This window comes from Pseudomonas sp. LSJ-87 (assembly GCF_032971465.1).
Classification (GTDB): domain Bacteria; phylum Pseudomonadota; class Gammaproteobacteria; order Pseudomonadales; family Pseudomonadaceae; genus Aquipseudomonas; species Aquipseudomonas putida_Z.
Genome location: NZ_JAWJYQ010000053.1, coordinates 1 through 17308, shown reverse-complemented (window position 1 = coordinate 17308; position 17308 = coordinate 1). Strand labels below are relative to the sequence as shown.

Sequence of the window (17308 nt, the reverse complement as noted above, 5' to 3'; positions counted from 1 at the left end):
ACCATGCTGTTCACGCAGTTCACGCGCCTGGCGCAGATCAACAGCCCGTTGGGGCCGGACAAGCTGATCCTGGCCGAAATGGGTGGCAGCGACGAGCTCGGCCGCCTGTTCGACTATGAGCTGCAGCTGACCAGCGACGACCCGGCCATCGACCTCAATGCCCTGCTGGGCAAGCCGATGAGCCTGAGCGTGCAGCAGGGCCTCGGCACGTCACGTTACTTCCATGGCATCGTCGCCCGCTGCAGCCAGTCGGTGGACCAGGGCCAGTTCGCCAGCTACCGGGTCACCCTGCGCCCGTGGCTGTGGCTGCTGACCCGCACCAGCGACTGCCGCATCTTCCAGCACCTGAGCGCGCCACAGATCATCAAGCAGGTGTTTCGCGACCTGGGCTTTTCCGACTTCGAGGATGCCCTGAGCCGCAGCTACCGCGAACGCGAATACTGCGTGCAGTACCGCGAGACCAGCTTCGACTTCGTCAGCCGGTTGATGGAAGAGGAAGGCATCTACTACTTCTTCCGCCACGAAGCGCAGCGCCACGTGCTGGTGCTGGCCGACGCCTATGGCGCGCACCCGCAGGTGCCTGGCTACGAAAGCGTGCCCTTCTACCCGCCGGACGGGCAGCACCGCGAGCGTGACCACATCAACGACTGGCACCTGGCCCAGGAAGTCCAGCCAGGTTCCCTGGAGCTCAACGACTACGACTTCCAGCGCCCCAGCGCGCGCATCGACGTGCGCTCGGCCATGCCACGCCCGCACCAGGCCGGTGACTACCCACTGTACGACTACCCCGGCGCCTACCAGCAAAGCCAGGATGGCGAACACTACGCGCGTACTCGCCTGGAGTCGCTGCAGAGCCAGCACGAGCGGGTCGAGCTGCGCGGCAACGCCCGCGGCCTGGGCAGTGGCCACCTGTTCAGCCTCAGCGGTTTCACCCGCCAGGACCAGAACCGCGAGTACCTGATCGTCGGCGCACGCTACTACGTGCATCAGGAGCGCCTGGAAAGCGGCACCGGCAGCAGCGCAGCGCAGTTCGAAAGCAACCTCAGCTGCATCGACGCACAGCAGAGCTTCCGCCCGCAGGGCAGCACCGTGCGGCCGATCGTCAAGGGCCCGCAAACCGCCGTGGTGGTCGGGCCCGCTGGCGAGGAAATCTGGACCGACCAATATGGCCGGGTGAAGGTGCACTTCCACTGGGACCGCCACGACCAGTCCAACGAGAACAGCTCCTGCTGGATCCGGGTATCGCAGGCCTGGGCCGGCAAGAACTGGGGCTCGATGCAGATCCCGCGCATCGGCCAGGAGGTGATCGTCAGCTTCCTCGAAGGCGACCCCGACCGGCCCATCATCACTGGCCGCGTCTACAACGCCGAACAGAGCGTGCCCTACGACTTGCCCGCCAATGCTACGCAAAGCGGCATGAAGAGCCGCTCGAGCAAAGGCGGCAGCCCGGCCAATTTCAATGAAATCCGCATGGAGGACAAAAAGGGCGCCGAGCAGATCTACGTGCATGCCGAGCGCAACATGGACACCGTGGTCGAGCAGAGCGAGACGCTGGCGGTCGGCATCAACCGTACCCAGACGGTGGGCATGCTGGAAACCATCACCATCGGCCAGGACCGCATCCGCGCCGTGCGCCGTGACGACATGTTGCTGGTCGGCGCCAGCAAGACCGATAGCGTCAGCACCAGCTACCTGATCGAAGTGGGCGAAAACCTGCGCCTGGTGTGCGGCAAGAGTGTGATCGAGCTCAACGCCAGCGGCCAGATCAATATCAGCTGCGAGCAGTTCAGCTTCCATGCCAGACAGAACGGCGAGATCAACACCGACGGCACCCTCGACTTGAACGTCGGCAGCGGTGCGCAGACCGCGCCCGACAACCAGGGTGTGAAAAAGACCATCGACGACTCGGTGAAGGCGATCTTCTCCGGCTCCGACCAGTAACGAGACCTGTCATGAGTTATCGCGTCAACGAATTCCGCCTGGCCCTGCCCGATGCCGCCGTGCAGGACAGCAGTATCAACATCCTGCGCTTCGAGGCGCTGGCCACCTCGCTGATCATCAGCCGCAGCCTGCTGGCCGAAGGCGAGACCTTGCAGAGCAATTTCGACGGCCAGTTGCAGCGCCTGCAGCAGCAGGTCAAGGACCTGCGCATGCAGCCCGCCCAGGCGGTGCAGGTAGGCGCCGGGCAGGCGATCGCCGCCATCGAGCTGAGCAGCCAGTTCAGCAAGGGCCAGGAGAAGGTCTATCAGTACCAGCTGGCCCTGGTGCTGCCTGGCACGCGCAAGATGTTTGCCCTGAGCTACGTCAAGGCCAGCCCGCTGGGCGCGGCCGAAGCGGCGCACTGGGCAAGCATCAAGCAGTCGCTCGACTTCGACAGCCTGGGCTGATCGCGCACCATGTCCGACGCACTGTGGGCCGCCCGCGAAGGCGACGCGCTGATGCACACCTCGATGCTGGCCGACATCGTCGGGGGTGTGCTGGAAATCGCCGCCACGGTGGCCATCGGCGCCCTGGCCACTGCCGCAGTGGCGGCGGCATTCGGCCTGACCGTGGCCACTGGCGGCCTGGGCTGCTTCGTGCTGGGCGCGGTGGTCGGCCTGGTGGTCGGTGTGGTCATGGCCAAGACCGGCGCCGATACAGGCCTGAGCCGATTATGCGAGGGCATCGGCAATTTCCTGTTCCCGCCGTCGGTTCAGGCCAACATCATCAGTGGCTCGTCGAACACTCGCACCAACGGCAAGCGCGCGGCACGTGCTGCCGGCGTCGTCACCGGCCCGCCGGCACCGTTGGCGCAGGCCGGGGCCGAGGCTGGCGAGGCGAAGGAAGAAACCTTCCTCGACATGGCCAAGGGCTTTTTCTCGCAAATGTGGCGGCCGACCGTGGCCACGCCCGCCGCCAATACCTTGCCGGCACCGGACGACAAGGTGCTGTGCAGCAAGCACCCGCCGATGCCACCGCAGTACCTGGCCGAGGGGTCCAGCAAGGTGCTGATCAATGGCCACCCGGCCTGCCGCAGCGGTGACCGCAGCACCTGCGAAGCGGTGATCGTCGATGGCGGCCTGGTGTCGAACAACGTGCGCATCGGCGGCGAGCCGATCGTGGTGCGCGAGATTCGCAGCGGCAAGACGCCGGGCATCGGCCTGGCGGTGACCGCATTGATGCTGCTGCGCGGGCGTGGCGGCAAGTTCTATAGCAAGTTCGGCTGCATGCTGCTGGGTGGGGTGAGCAGTTTCATCTCCGGGCAGGTTACCAATGCCATCGTTCAGGCAACGTCCGGCTCACCCAACCCAGTGCACGCGTCTACCGGGGCAAAGATCCTGTGCGGGCCCGACGAGCTGGATTTCAGCCTGCAGGCGCTGCTGCCCCTGGACTGGCAACGGCTCTACAACAGCCGCGACGAGCGCCATGAAGGGCTGTTCGGCGCAGGTTGGAGCATCGAGTACGAGGTGTTCGTGCAACTGCACCTGGACGCCGATGGCAGCGAGCGCTTGTCGTTTACCGATGAACAGGCTCGGGTCATCGACATGGGCTACATTGCCCGCGCCGATGCCGTATTCAGCGCCGGTGAAGGGTTGAGCGTACGCCGCTCGCAACAGGACGAAATCCTGATCGAGGATATCGACAAAGGGCTGTACCGCCTGTTCCAGCCCTCCCCTGGAAAACCGGGCCACTGGCGCCTGAGCGCCATGGGTGACCGCAACGACAACCGCATCTATCTGGACTATGACGAAAGCGGGCGCCTGATCCGGCTGCGTGACACGTTCGACCTTGTACAGGTCGAGTTGCACTATGCGCCACAGTGGCCACAACGGGTCGCCCGCCTGGAACGTCGCCATGCCGAGGGCGACCTGCAGTTGCTGGTCAGTTACCAGTACGACGCCTGTGGCGACCTGGCGGCAGTGTACGACAGCCAGGGCAGGCTGCGCCGCCGCTTTGTCTACGACGAACAACGGCGCCTGGTCGAGCATGAGAACGCTGCTGGTCTGCGCTGCTTCTACGAATGGGCATTGACCGAAGACGACTGGCGGGTGGTGCATTACAGGAGCAGTGGCGGTGATGAGTACCAGTTCGAGTACGACATCCCTGCGCGCACGACCCGGATCACCGATGGCTTGCAACGTGTCAGCACGCGACGCTGGAATGCCCAGTACCAGATCACCGAATACATTGATGCAGTCGGCGCGACCTGGCGGTTTGAATGGGACGACGAGCGTCAGTTGCTCGCAGCGGTCGATCCGATGGAAGGGCGCTGGCAGTACTTTTACGATGCTTCGGGCAACCTGACCCAGACCGTCGACCCGCTGGGGCGCAGCGAATCGACGCAGTGGCTGGAGCATTGGTCGCTGCCGCGCTCGACGATGGACCCGGCCGGCAACAGCTGGCAGTACCGCTATGATCCGCGCGGCAACTGTATCGGCGAAACCGACCCGCAAGGTAACGTCACGCAGTACCGCTACGACCACCGTGGCCAGCCGACCGAGATCATCGACCCCGCAGGGCATTCGCGAACCCTGCGCTGGAGCGACCTGGGACTGCTGCTGCAGGAAACCGACTGCTCCGGCCACATCACACGCTACCGTTATGACCGCAACGGCCATTTGCTGTCAGTGACCGATGCGTTGAGCGAACGTACCGAGTTCGAGTACGACAGCGATGGCCTTCTGCTTGGCGTGACACGACCAGACGGTACCCGTGAAGGTTATCGCTACGACGAGGCAGGAAGGCTGACGCAAGCGATCGACCCCGCTGGTGGTATCACCGCGTACCGCTTCGATGCCCGTGGTGTCCTGCTCCAGTCCATCGACCCGCAAGGACGCACGCTTGGCTACCAGGTCGACCCCTACGGTCGACTGCTGTCGCTGACCAACGAAAACGGCGAGCACTTTTACTTCCGGTGGGATGCCGCCAATCGCCTGGTCCGCGAGCAGTTTCTCGATGGAACCGCCAGGGAGTACCGTCACGACCCGTTGCACAATGTGGTGCAGGTGGCCTACACCCCGACGCCCGGTAACAGCTCGGTCGAGCCGATCGTCCACCGCCTGGAACGTGATGCCCTGGGTCGTCTGATTACCAAGACGACCGCGGATGGCGTTACCACCTATGGCTACGATGAGCTCGACAACCTTACCGAGGTTCATTTCGACGACGCTGCCGGCAACAGCGAAACCCTGCAATTGTGCTTTGACGCGCTGGGACAGCTGGTCGAGGAGCACAGTGGCAACGGCGTACTGCGCCATCGCTACGATGAGTTGGGCAACCTGTGCCGCACCCAGTTGTTCGATGGCCGCTGGATCAACCGCATGTACTACGGAAGCGGTCACCTGCACCAGATCAACCTGGACGGACATGTCATCAACGACTACGAACGCGATCGCCTGCACCGGGAGGTGCAGCGTACCCAGGGCGCGCTGCTCACACACCAGGAATATGACCGCAACGGACGTTTGCGCACCCGCAGATGCAGGCCCGCCAGCCAACCCGTGCAATTACCCGCACCTTTCCAGCAACGCTTCGAATACGACCCGCGCGATGACCTGAACCGGCGCGTGCGGCAGGTAGCCGGCCAGGTGCAGCATGACCAGATCATCCAGCTTGATGCGGGTGGGCGCCTGATGGGCAGTCATGACATTGCCAACGGCAATCATGAAACCTACCGCTACGATGCCGCCGGCAACCTGCTGGATGCCACGGCCAATGCCCCAGTTCTGCACGACAGGTTGCTGGCGTACCAGGACAAGCGCTACCGCTACGACGCCTTTGGCCGCCTGGTGGAAAAGCGCAGCAGCCAGCGCGGCATACAGCATTTCAGCTACGACGCAGAGCACCGCCTGGTAGAGGTACGCACTCGCCAGGCAGGGCGGGAACGCAGTGTACGCATGCGTTACGATCCGCTCGGGCGGCGGGTGGAAAAAAGCGAACATGATGGTGCCGGGCAGCTGCTCGGCCAGACGCGCTTTGCCTGGGACGGATTACGCCTGTTGCAGGAACAGCGCCATGGCCAGGTAAGCCTGTACCTGTACGAGGGTGACGGCTATGAGCCGCTGGCGCGCATCGACGGCAGCGGGCCGAACCAGCAGGTGCTGCACTTCCATAATGACCTCGGGGGGCTCCCGGAGTGGCTGACCGATGAACAGGGACGCGTGGTATGGCAGGCCAGCTATCTGGGCTGGGGTTCTACCCTCGATGAGTCCCGCCAGGCCAGTTGCCTGCAGGAACAGAATCTGCGCTTCCAGGGGCAATACCTGGATCGGGAGACCGGGTTGCATTACAACACCTTCAGGTTCTATGACCCGGAGGTAGGCCGCTTTACCCAGCCTGACCCGATTGGCCTGTCTGGTGGTCACCAACTGTACCGGTATGCGCCAAACCCGGTGACATGGGTCGATCCACTAGGTTGGCTGACCTTGACCGGTTATACCAAGGGCGGTATCAAGCGAACCACCGAAGCCTGGCGCAGCAGGCATGGTCCGGCGTCAATGCGTGACCACCACATGATCCCGCAAGAAATGTGGCGGGAAGACCGCGATTTCCGTAACCAGATGAAAGCTGCCGGAATTCGCAACCCCAAACGCTACATCGACCAGCAGATCTCGCGCATTCCGAATGCATTCCACGCCGACATTCACGCCAAAGGTTGGAACGAGGACTGGAAGAAGTGGTTCAACAACAACGCGAACTTCACCAAGAAGGACCTGCAAAAGCAGATCAAGGTGATGATGCGCCAATACAATGTGCCCAAGGCGACGAGGAACCATGTGCGTCGCTACGGCAAGAATGGCAAGGGCTGCGGAGGCTGACATGAACATCTATCACTTGGACAACGCGCCGACTCCCTGGGGAGACTGGGGCGCGGCACTGCTCCAGGGCATGATCGCCTGGGACGAAGATACCGATGTAGACAGCATCGAGCGGGCCGGCCCGTATACCCCGGCCGCCTACATACGTTCGGGTTCGCTGGTGCTCACCCAGCCGGTCAAGGAAGCCCTGGAAAAAAGCGGCCTGAAGGGGATCGGGCGTTACGAGCATCTGGAGAAGACCCATATCGTTCACATCGACTGGCTGCACTGGGACACCAGCAAGCCCATTACCGATTACCTCGATCTGGAAGGCGGGCCGAGCTCGATCATCGACTCCCTGCCGCATGACCCTGAGCTTGCCGCGCGTATGCCGGAGTACTGGCAGGCATTCGTGATGGGCAAGCTCAACCTGCTCAAGGACCCGCAGCATGACCCTGCCGACCTCGGCCAGTATCTCAAGGTGCTCAAGGCCGACGAGCAAGCCGACTTCTTCAAAGGGGATGTCTATCGTGGGTACTTCCTGAGCGAACGGGCCAAGGAGTGGCTGGAACAGCAGTGCCCAGGTTGCTTTACATTCACCCTGCTCGGTTGAATCAGTCCAGCTGCCGAGCCCTCAGCGCCTGCGCCAGCATGTCAATGAAGGCGCGGACCTTGGCTGAACCATACTTGCTCTCCCGGTGCAGTATATGGATTGGCCAAGGCGCCTCTTCATAATCGGCAAGGATCACCTGCAACTGCCCACTGGCCAGTTCATCCGCAACTTGATACGACAGCAGGCGGGCAATGCCCAACCCGCCGCTGGCCGCAGCGATGGCGCCGTCATTGCTGGTCACCGTCAAGCGAGGCTTCATGCGCACCAGAGTCGGCTCATCGGTCACCCCAAAGCGCCAACCGGCTCGCGGCGACAGGTTGGTGGTGCCGATCACCGCATGCTCCGCCAGGTCGGACGGGTGCTTCGGCACGCCATGGCGCGCCAGGTACTCGGGAGAGGCGCACAGCATGCGCCGGACCCTGCCCACCCGCAGTGCTTTGAGCCCGGAGTCGGGCAAGGGGCCGATACGAACGGCCACATCCATGCCCTCCTCGACCATGTTGACGATGCGGTCGAGGAAGTAGGCGGAAACGTCAACCTCGGGGTACTGCTGCAGGTAGTGGACGATGCACGGCATGACGAACTTCTTGCCGAACAGGATGGGCGCAGTGACGGCCAGGTCGCCCTTGGGCGTGGCGTTGATGCCGGCGGCGGCTTCGTTGGCCTCGTGGATGCTGGCGAGGATATGCCGGGTGTCTTCCAGGTAGCGGCCACCGGCTTCGGTCAGGCGTACGCTACGGGTGGTGCGCAGCAGCAGCTTGACCCCCAGCTGATCTTCCAGGGCGCTGACGGCACGGGTGACCGCGGCTGGGGAGATGTCCAGGCGGCGGGCAGCAGCGGCGAAGCTTTCCAGCTCGCCTACGGCGACGAACACCTTCATCAGGTGGATCTGGTCCATGCGGGCTCCTGAGGTCCATGAGGTGCGGGGATTATCTTTCATCCGAGCGTTTTGTGTTGCCTGTGCCGGCCTTTTCGCGGGCTTGCCCGCTCCCACAGGTTATTCACCATCCCTGAGGGAAGTGAAGTACCTGTGGGAGCGGGCGAGCCCGCGAAAGGTCCGGGACAAGCTACCTTACAGATCCAGCACCAACGCCTGCGCGCCCTCCTCCGACCGGGCCGGCACGGCACAGCAGATCAACACCGACCCCGCCTCCGGCAGCTCGGCCGGCGCATTCGGGTAATGTACCTGACCACTGACCAAGCGGGTCTTGCAGGTACCACACGACCCACCTCGGCAACTGAACTCCGGCGACAATCCGCGAGCCTCGGCCAGCTCCAGCAGCGTCCCGCCACCCGGCGCCCAGCGCGCCTCCTTGGCTGAAGCCGCAAAGTACACCGGTACCGGCTCGCTGGCAGCGGGTGGCTGTTGCAGGGTGGGCTGGTCATCGTCGGTGTGCCGCCGGAGCGTCGACGGGCCAAAGGCTTCGGCATGGATCCGCGCATCCGGCACATGCACCCCGCGCAGCCCTTCATACAGGTCCTGGGTTAAACTGCCCGGGCCGCACAGATAGAAATCGTAGTCGTCCAGCGCCAGCGTCGCCTTGACCTGCTCGATACCCAGCCGACCGGCAAACTCGTAATCACGCCCCGCCAGCGCATGCGCTTCCGGCTGGCTCAGGGCGCGGTGCACGTGCAGCAGGCCGCCAGCCTGTTGCCGCAAGCTTGCCAGCTCCTCACGGAACGGCAGGTCGGCCAGGCTGCGCGCCCCATGGAACAGATGAATGCGCCGTGCCTGCCCCTTGCTCAACTGCTCGCGCAGCATGGCCAGTAACGGCGTGATACCCACACCCGCGCCAATCAGCACCAGCGGCCGTGTGCTCTGCTGGTCCAGCGTGAAGCTGCCCATTGGCGGGCGCACGTTCAGCATATCGCCTGCGACGACGTGCTCATGCAGGTGCCGCGAGGCCGGGCCCTGAGCTTTGACGCTGATGCGCAGGTAACCGTCGGAAGGCGCGCTGGACAGGCTGAAGGTGCGGATCAGCGCCGCCTCACCGTCGAGCTGGACTTGCACCGGAACATGCTGCCCCGGCGCGAAGGCCATCGCACTGCCAGCAGGAGGCTCAAGGTAGAACGAGCGGATATCACGGCTTTCCTGCTCCACCCGCAGCACACGCCAGGCTTGCCATTGGCGCTGCCGCTGGCGTTGCTGCAAGCGTATGTCGGCCTCGGCCCAGGTGCCGGTCATCAGGCTGGTCGGCGCGTACTCCTTGAAGGCCCAACGCAGGGAAACGGCAGCCGGGCGCCACACCACCTGCTCGACCTCCAGCGTCCACAAGCGCTCGGCACCTTCGAACGCCTGGATGGCGGGGCTGTCCAGCAGCAACTCGACATGCCCGTATAGCTGCAACACGTTGCCGTTGCTGAAGTCGATGAACAGCAACCCTGCTTGCGGGTTCACCAGCAGGTTGCCCAAGGTGTTGAAGTGCAGGTTGCCAGCGTAGTCGGGAATGGTAAGGCGGTTGCCTTCGACCTTGACGAACCCGGGCCGCCCGCCACGGTGGGAGACATCCACCGAGCGCTGGCCGTCGTCATGCTCGACATAGCTGGCGACAAAGAAGGTGTCGGCTGCCTGGATCATGCTGACAGCCGAGGCATCGAGTGTCGTCGCATCGACACGCCCTTGGGCGGGTTCCGCGACGCGGGTGTAGTCACGCAGCTGGATGTACTGCGGGCAGTTGCCGAACGACTGCTCCACAGTCACCTGCAGTTGCCCGTCGCCGGCCTGGTGGATCTGGCCGTTGAGGCGGTTGCGCCGGCGGGTGTGCAGTTCGATACCCAGCAGGCCGACCGCCTGCCCGGCAGCCAGCCCCGGGGTAGCGGGATCGTCTGCTGGCAGTTGAGTGTCGATCGTCAGCTGGCGCGGGTCCGGCGAGCTGACGAAACCTTCCGGCCCTTCCAACAGCGTTGCCCAAGGCCGCCCCAGTGCGTCCACGCTGGCGGCGACCATGAACGGCAACTGGTGATAGAAAATACGATGCTGGTCGGGCATGTAGTCACGAATGACCTTCTGCCCGAACGCCTCCATGCGCTCCGCGACACCGGCTTTTTCCTGCAGGGTCTTCTCCCCCGCATGCCAGGGCGAGGAATGGTGGTCCGGGTGCTGTTGCATGGCGGCGTTCCTCGCAGTGGCGGGATGTCAGGCGCTGGTCTGCAGGCCGATCACGGTGCGTGGCATGGGCACGAAGCCCGGCAGCGCCTCGATCCGCGCCAGCCAGCTGCGCACGTTGGCATAGGGCTCCAGCGACACATTGCCCTCCGGTGCGTGGGCGATGTAGGAGTAGTTGGCGATATCCGCGATGGTGGGTGTGCTACCGGCCAGGAAGGGCGTGTTGGCCAGCTCGGCGTCGATCACCTTCAGCAGGGTATGGGCGCGGGTAATCACTTCATCGGTGTTGAACGAGGCACCGAACACCGTGACCAGACGCGCGGCAGCAGGGCCGAAGGCCAATGGGCCGGCAGCGACCGACAGCCAGCGCTGGACGCGAGCGGCGGCAGCGGGTTCCTCGGGGAGCCAGGTGCCGTTGTCGTACTTCTTGGCCAGGTACACCAGAATGGCGTTGGAGTCGGCGACCACCGTGCCGTTGTCGTCGATGACCGGGACCTGGCCGAACGGGTTGAGGGCCAGGAAGTCCGGCTGCTTGTGCGCGCCTTTGGCCAGGTCGACGAACACCAACTCGGTGGGCAGGTTCAGCAGCGAAAGCATCAGCTCGATGCGATGGGCGTGGCCGGACTTGGGGAAGTTGTAAAGCTTGATCGGGTTCGACATGGGCTTGGCTCCTGATCAGCACCGGGGTGGGCTGGTGGAGCACATGCTGCACCGGTTCGGCTGGCAGCAGAATCCGTGTGGCGGGGAAACCATAATTTCGCGGGGCGGAATAATGGAAATATCCAGATCCGCGTATCCCCTGTGTTAGGAGCGGCCTTGCGGCCCGATCGCGACACAAGGCCGCTCCTACAAAGGCAGGTGCAAGATCAGTGCAGCTTGTTGAAATACCGGAACAACCCACGCGCAGCCTCGATCACCTGTGGCACACAAGCCTGGATGTCCTCTTCGCTCATCTGGTCCAGCAACTCGAAGTTGTCCTCGAGCCCATGCAGCGAAATGGCCTTGAGCAGTTGGTCCTGCTCCGGCGGCAGCTCGGCCCAACCAGCGACCTGAGTGCCGCGCATGTAGCCAAAGCACCACTCCTCCATGATGATCACACTGCCCTCTTCGCCTTCGCTTTCTTCGAACAGCGGCTCAAAGTGGTCGACATCGTCGCCCAACTCCTCCGCCACCTGGCTGGCATAGCGCAGCATCAATGCCGTATACGCCTCTTCATGTGCCGGCTTCTTGAATTTCGGCACCTTGCCACCAGCCACCGCGGGCAGCCACTGTTCCGGAGTGACAGTGGTCGGTGAGCTGGCCAGTGCAGTGAAAAAGCCATTGAGCTCGGCCAGGTTAAGTACCGAGTAGTCATTGCCGTAGGTGATCAGCAGGTCTTCGAGGCGGTCGAGTTCTTTTTCGCTGAGTGCGGGGAGCATGGGTGAACATCCTGGGAAGCAAAAGTGTGTGCACCCTAGCACAGCAACGCCCGAAGGGCTGCCCGCGCTTACAGCTTTGCGGGCAGATTGCTTAACGTGGCAACCAGCCATGCAGCTGCTGCTGCCTGCCAATACCGATCAACAGCCATAGCAGAATGCGACACTTGCGCGGACACAACTGCCCCGCCATGTGTACCCCCTTGCTCTGCAGATCGATCTCGGCACCGGCAAATCCGTAAGAGGCCGTGGCTGTTGGGCCACTGCCTGTGCGGGTAGCAACAATCACCGGCAAGGTGGGCGTGAGATGACCAAGCACTTCGGACCAGCTACCGGAAACGTGGCCTGCACCAAAACCGGCGATGACCAGCCCCTCGTAGCCCAGTGTCGCTGTAGCCTTCAACAACGCCGTATCTGCGTCCAGGCACGCTTCCAGCATTGCAACCCGATGCTCGGTGCGATGCGGTAACGGCAGCACCTCCCGTGGGCCAGGCGGCTGACGATACATCACGGTACCTTCCACAACATCACCCAGCGCTCCGTACCCGGGTGATTCAAATGCAGCCATTGCAAGGCTTGCCGTCTTGCGAACCCTTGCAGCACAGTGAACCTGATCATTCATCAGCACCAAAACGCCGCGCCCACGGCTGCCCGGCGCCAGTGCAACCTGCGCCGCAGCCAGCAGGTTGGCCGGGCCGTCATTGCCCGGCTGGCTGGCCGCGCGCATGGCACCGGTCATTACCAATGGCGCATCGAACGGCCAGAGCAGATCGAGGAAATACGCCGTTTCCTCGAGGCTGTCGGTACCTTGGGTCAGTATCACCGCGTGTGCTCCGCGAGACACTTCGCCCCGGGCCCAGGCCAGCACCTCGAGCATCGCCGCAAAGCCCAGCGAGGCACTAGGGAGCAGACCCAGAGTGGCAGCTTCAAGATTGGCCATCTCACGCAGTTGTGGCAACTCAGCCAGTTGCTCAGCGCAGTCAACCTTGGGCATCACCCCGCATTCGCTTGCACTTGCCCGCATGCTCACCGTCCCTCCCAGGCTGGCGATCGACAACCTGGGCAGGTTTGCATGCGCTTTCATACGCCACCTCCAGCAAGCAGCCCGACCAGTGGAACGATCGCCAGTGTGCTGATGGCCATCGACACTACATTGCCGATGTAACCATGCATGCAGGTCGGCAAGCGCTGACTGATGGCCACCGCCAACGGTGGCGCTACCAGCGCGCCCAGCACTGCACTGGCTACGACCACTTGCCAGCCTCCACCGTGGGTGAGCACAGCGGCAGGTACGATAGAGACGATGGGAATGTAAGTGGGGTACCAGCCTCGCGCCTGCCATTGACGACGCCATAGCACGACTCCCACCAGTGATGCCAGCGCCTGCCCGGCAACCATCGGTATCAGCAGCAGCGAACCGTAGACTGGCGCAGCGGGGGCCAGCATGTATGCCAGGAACACCCCCAACAGCAGCCCTAGGCTGGCCAGTTCATTACCAAAGAATGGCGCTTCGCTGAAATCGGCCAGTACACGCCGCAAGGTCCAGGCCACACCGTAATCGGCTTGGGCCGCAACGGGCTCAGGTGCGGCGGGCGGTTGGCTGGGCCGTACCCATGATGGAAAACGCCAGCACAGCATGAACGCCACCACGCTTGCCAGCGCCATGCCGCTTACGTTGCCGACTACCACCGGCAACTGCAGGGGGTAGCACAGGTAATTGACCATGAACAGGCTGGCTGGCGTTACCAACAGCGCTCCCAGCAGTGCGCCGCTGATGGTCACCTGCCAACCCGCACCAAAAAACAGCACCATGGCTGCTGGCAACGATACGAAAGCAACGAAGGTTGGTTGCCAGGTGCCACTGGCCAAGGTCCATCCCCACAACGCGTGACTGAGCAACAAGCCCAGCAGCGAACTGGTGAACACCCACGGCCATAATCCGCTGCCGTAGCAGATGGCAAAGCCGTGCCAGCGATACCCATGCACATGGGCCCAGTGCGCCAGGCAAGCTCCCAGCAGCAAGCCCAGGGCGGGCAACTCATGCTTGTAGAAGGCCACTTCGCTGATATCACCAACTATCCAGCGCAGGCGGCTTAACGGTTGATCGAGCGTCGCGGCCAGTTGCGTGTAGTCCGGCCATTGGCCCTGTACGAGGCTGGCTGCCAGCAGCACCAGCAGGCAGGCAAGGATCAACACCGACGAACGCTGCCGGTTGGGGAAGAGTAGCGTTTTCATGTGCAACTCCTCAGCGGGGCATAGGTGCATGAAGGCGATAGCCAAGCGTCGCATCGTAAAGGTCGGTGCGCCTGTCTCGCGGCAAGTCGTTGAGGCTGTTCCAGATCGGCGCAGAGCGGGCGCTGCTGAGGTCGACATCGGCGTAGAGAATGCCCTCCTCGTCTGCACTGGCCACCTCGCCAATGGGCCAGCCATTGGTACCGGCAATCAGTGAACAGCCCAGGAAGCGACCGCCCCGCTCGCTACCTATGCGATTGGCGGCAGCGATGTAGACGTTGTTGGTGTGTGCCGCCGTCATGGTCAGGTACGACGCCATGCAGCGCCCTGTTTCATCGAACAGTGGTGGTGGCGTCCATACCCAGTTGTTCAGGCTGCAGATGATGTCGGCGCCTTGCGCAGCCATCAGCCGCGGCACTTCCGGGAACCAGATATCCCAGCAGATCATCAGGCCGATACGGCCGATCGGTGTCTCGAACACAGGGAAGCCCAGGTCGCCAGGGGTGAACCAGAGCTTTTCCTGGTTCCACAGATGGGCCTTGCGGTAATGCCCGAGCAAGCCCTGCGGACCGAACAGAACGGCACTGTCGAAAAGTTTCAGTCCCTCGCGTTCGGCAAAACCCGCAGCCAGATATACCTGGTACTCCTTGGCGAAATCCGCCCAGGCTTTCAGGCTGCGCCCCTCCTCCAGCGTTTCGGCGTGGGCATAGGCCTCTGCACGCGTGTGGAAGGTGTAGCCGGTGTTGGCCAGCTCGGGTAGCACGATCAGGTTGGCGCCTTCACGCGCCGCGCACCGGGCCAATGCCAGGCCCTTGCTCAGGTTGCCATCGCAATGCTCCAGCCCGACCTGAGGGTCGTACTGGATGACAGCGATACGTACGGGGCTGACGGGCGTGCAGTGATCAGACATGGCGGCTTCCTTTTATGGTTGTTTTGGAAGGGCGCCAGTAAAGCGGGGTTGGGCGGGGGAGTGACAGTCGGGGAGTTCCTATGGGATCGAAGGACAAGAGAAGTGTTCCAGTAGGAAATTCCCCACAAAAACTCCCGGATGCAGCTATTTCCCAGCTTGATAATGTGGGTAGTGGTTCAGGTTAAAGCCCCCATTGAACGATGCCGATGTTCTGTTGCACAGGTTGATGACCACATCAAGCGCCGTGCGTAAACACGGCTCGGTCCAGCCGGCGTCAACAGAGAAGGACTCTCCAGCCAGATACAACCCTGAACTGGCACTCAGATCACGGTTGTACTTCATCAGGCTCACTGCATCGTAATAGGTCCCAGCCCGATACAACTTTGCGCAGCCAAGCGCGTTTCGATCAGTCATCCAACGCTGTATGCGAATGTTTCGGGTATCGATATAAGGCGATATGGGTTCAGCCACGTTGCTGCAGCGAAGGAGGATCCGATCGAGTTCCTTCACGCACTTGTCACCCAGTTCTTCATCTGAGAACGCGGCCAGTTTCGTTGCATCGTCTTCCCAGGTGTAACTGAGCAGGATGCAGTCATCAGCGTAATGGTCGTTGTAGCGATAGGCATAGACATCGTGAACGAAACTGTCAGTGACCAGGATTTGCGGAAAAGCTGGGTTGCGATCCAGGAAGCTCTTATTCAGCGGGGCATAGACCTTGCAGCTTGTCTCCCAATGAGCATGCTTCCAGGCATCCATGATCGTCTGCGGCAATATCTGACGGCTGAAACCGTCGAGGCGGATGTTGGTTTCGATCAGCCAGGAAGGGATGGTCAAGATCACGCTGTCGAAGTCTTCGTATTGGAAGTTCCCCTGCACCGGATCACTGCAATGCCAACGGTATCCGACCCGTACGCGACCATCCTCCAGCTTTTGTAGGGAACAGACCGAAGTGTCGGTCAGTAACCCATCATCTCGTTGCAGCAGGTGGTCATACAGCGAGGAACCGCCCATCCCGACGTCCAGAAACATGAGGCTTTCATCCATCGCCGCAAGCCCGATATAGGCTGGCCCCTGAAACATCAATCCTTTACTGTCAGGGACGCTGCTGGCTTCAAGATGGGGCGCAGCGTAAGGCACACCGTCCTGGTCAACACGCCCATGTACCAACTGCAAGTGACTGCTGAAGCCAAAGATTGCTGTACGCAGCGGGTAAAGGCAGCAGACGTCATAAAACGCTCCCCAGCTACCATCTCCAATACCGATTGCATAGAAGATGGCCGACTCGTCGCCACTCATGCCTAGCCCGCCAAAATCACCAGGGTTTGCAGGGTCCCAAGCCGTAACAGCGGATAAATGCACCAGATCTCTAAACGATAATCGATGATAGCGCTCGACGATCGCCGACCACATCGACTCCCAACCATAAGTGCCATAAACCGCAGCAATACGCTCGGCGAACTGCTCCGCGAAATGGCGCCATTTATCGTAGACCTGCTGAAGCATCGCAGTAGGTGGTGGTGTCTTTCCTTCGGGATTGCGCCAGATCAACAGCGCAGGGTCTCCGTCACCCGCTAATTGCCCGTCACGAAGATATATTCCAGTGGCATTCACCCAAGGTGTCCCGGGATTTGGAAAATCGGAAATTCTTAGCTCGAACAGCTTGGCGTAATAGGCCATAAGCGAACGCCCATCTTTTGGGGGCTCACCAGTCCTGTTGAAGAACGGCATGCGCATGGCCCCCATTTCAAAAGGGGTTACAGGCTGCTTGTGATTGCCTGCGTTATTCACCAGCGTAAGGTGACGCCCACCCACTCGTCGGGACTGCTCGATCAAGGTGATACGGGTAAAGCCGCAACGTAGCAATTCTCGGGCTGCAGTTAGCCCGGTAACACCAGCACCGACAATACAGATCCGGTGATCCGGCTGAGTGGCGTATGCAACTCCGCCCTCTTGTTCGAGTAGACGGCGATAATCAAAGCAAAGATCAGGAGGGTTAGGGTAACGCGCAGCCCACGGCTTTACGGACAGGGATGGCACGATAGCCAGATCAGCAGGATGGTTGTGTGTTGAGCCGATGGTCATGGTCTCGTGTTCTCAATGAGTTGGGAACATGAGAATGATCAATCAAGAGATGCGTGAGGAGGTTGTTAATTAGCACCAACCGGCCACCACAGGATCGTGAGATATCTATGGTGGCCGCGTTGATGTCAATAAAGCCGTTACGCCTTACACCGCCAGCGCGCGCTCACGCAGCTC

At 62.1% G+C, this 17308-nt stretch carries 12 protein-coding genes; 4 read left to right on the top strand and 8 right to left on the bottom strand.

Annotated features, from left to right (window positions below; genetic code table 11):
- Positions 1–3 precede the first annotated feature (3 nt).
- The 4 genes from RYH74_RS23625 to RYH74_RS23610 are packed head-to-tail and all read left to right on the top strand — an operon-like array spanning position 4 to position 7389.
- Entirely contained in the window at positions 4–1941 is a 1938-nt protein-coding gene (locus tag RYH74_RS23625; protein WP_025340323.1) for a type VI secretion system tip protein VgrG, read from the top strand.
- 11 nt (positions 1942–1952) lie between these two features.
- Positions 1953–2387, top strand: coding sequence for a DcrB-related protein (locus RYH74_RS23620; protein WP_075046100.1), 435 nt, complete (start codon positions 1953–1955; stop codon positions 2385–2387).
- A 9-nt stretch (positions 2388–2396) separates the two neighbouring features.
- A complete protein-coding gene (locus tag RYH74_RS23615; RefSeq protein WP_317410297.1) occupies positions 2397–6797 on the top strand; it encodes an RHS repeat-associated core domain-containing protein in 4401 nt (1466 codons plus the stop codon).
- A gap of 1 nt (position 6798) precedes the next feature.
- A complete protein-coding gene (locus RYH74_RS23610) occupies positions 6799–7389 on the top strand; it encodes a hypothetical protein (RefSeq protein ID WP_317410296.1) in 591 nt (196 codons plus the stop codon).
- Between the two features lies 1 nt (position 7390).
- Here RYH74_RS23610 and RYH74_RS23605 read toward each other — a convergent pair whose 3' ends face one another.
- The 8 genes from RYH74_RS23605 to RYH74_RS23570 form a co-directional block, all read right to left on the bottom strand.
- Entirely contained in the window at positions 7391–8287 is an 897-nt protein-coding gene (locus RYH74_RS23605; RefSeq protein WP_317410295.1) for a LysR family transcriptional regulator, read from the bottom strand.
- 174 nt (positions 8288–8461) lie between these two features.
- Entirely contained in the window at positions 8462–10498 is a 2037-nt protein-coding gene (locus RYH74_RS23600) for a pyridoxamine 5'-phosphate oxidase family protein (protein ID WP_317410292.1), read from the bottom strand.
- A gap of 27 nt (positions 10499–10525) precedes the next feature.
- Positions 10526–11155, bottom strand: coding sequence for a glutathione S-transferase family protein (locus RYH74_RS23595; protein WP_075046104.1), 630 nt, complete (start codon positions 11153–11155; stop codon positions 10526–10528).
- 206 nt (positions 11156–11361) lie between these two features.
- Positions 11362–11913 (bottom strand): UPF0149 family protein, encoded by a 552-nt coding sequence (locus tag RYH74_RS23590; protein WP_075046105.1) that lies wholly within the window; start codon positions 11911–11913, stop codon positions 11362–11364.
- Between the two features lie 91 nt (positions 11914–12004).
- The gene (locus RYH74_RS23585) at positions 12005–12994 is read right to left on the bottom strand and encodes an asparaginase (RefSeq protein WP_317410288.1); all 990 of its coding nucleotides are present in this window, start codon (positions 12992–12994) and stop codon (positions 12005–12007) included.
- The gene (locus RYH74_RS23580; protein WP_286100401.1) at positions 12991–14145 is read right to left on the bottom strand and encodes a hypothetical protein; all 1155 of its coding nucleotides are present in this window, start codon (positions 14143–14145) and stop codon (positions 12991–12993) included. The genes RYH74_RS23585 and RYH74_RS23580 overlap by 4 nt, the downstream gene beginning before the upstream one ends.
- A 10-nt stretch (positions 14146–14155) precedes the next feature.
- Entirely contained in the window at positions 14156–15052 is an 897-nt protein-coding gene (locus RYH74_RS23575; RefSeq protein WP_286100402.1) for a nitrilase family protein, read from the bottom strand.
- A gap of 144 nt (positions 15053–15196) precedes the next feature.
- A complete protein-coding gene (locus RYH74_RS23570) occupies positions 15197–17134 on the bottom strand; it encodes a flavin monoamine oxidase family protein (protein ID WP_317410286.1) in 1938 nt (645 codons plus the stop codon).
- Positions 17135–17308: the final 174 nt, after the last annotated feature.

What these genes read in the sequence shown, in the direction of transcription:
- RYH74_RS23585 (WP_317410288.1), bottom strand. Translation starts at nt 12,994, where the DNA reads ATGAAAGCGCATGCAAACCTGCCCAGGTTGTCGATCGCCAGCCTGGGA.
- RYH74_RS23580 (WP_286100401.1), bottom strand. Translation starts at nt 14,145, where the DNA reads ATGAAAACGCTACTCTTCCCCAACCGGCAGCGTTCGTCGGTGTTGATC.
- RYH74_RS23625 (WP_025340323.1), top strand. Translation starts at nt 4, where the DNA reads ATGCTGTTCACGCAGTTCACGCGCCTGGCGCAGATCAACAGCCCGTTG.
- RYH74_RS23605 (WP_317410295.1), bottom strand. Translation starts at nt 8,287, where the DNA reads ATGGACCAGATCCACCTGATGAAGGTGTTCGTCGCCGTAGGCGAGCTG.
- RYH74_RS23615 (WP_317410297.1), top strand. Translation starts at nt 2,397, where the DNA reads ATGTCCGACGCACTGTGGGCCGCCCGCGAAGGCGACGCGCTGATGCAC.
- RYH74_RS23575 (WP_286100402.1), bottom strand. Translation starts at nt 15,052, where the DNA reads ATGTCTGATCACTGCACGCCCGTCAGCCCCGTACGTATCGCTGTCATC.
- RYH74_RS23590 (WP_075046105.1), bottom strand. Translation starts at nt 11,913, where the DNA reads ATGCTCCCCGCACTCAGCGAAAAAGAACTCGACCGCCTCGAAGACCTG.
- RYH74_RS23610 (WP_317410296.1), top strand. Translation starts at nt 6,799, where the DNA reads ATGAACATCTATCACTTGGACAACGCGCCGACTCCCTGGGGAGACTGG.
- RYH74_RS23595 (WP_075046104.1), bottom strand. Translation starts at nt 11,155, where the DNA reads ATGTCGAACCCGATCAAGCTTTACAACTTCCCCAAGTCCGGCCACGCC.
- RYH74_RS23600 (WP_317410292.1), bottom strand. Translation starts at nt 10,498, where the DNA reads ATGCAACAGCACCCGGACCACCATTCCTCGCCCTGGCATGCGGGGGAG.
- RYH74_RS23570 (WP_317410286.1), bottom strand. Translation starts at nt 17,134, where the DNA reads ATGACCATCGGCTCAACACACAACCATCCTGCTGATCTGGCTATCGTG.
- RYH74_RS23620 (WP_075046100.1), top strand. Translation starts at nt 1,953, where the DNA reads ATGAGTTATCGCGTCAACGAATTCCGCCTGGCCCTGCCCGATGCCGCC.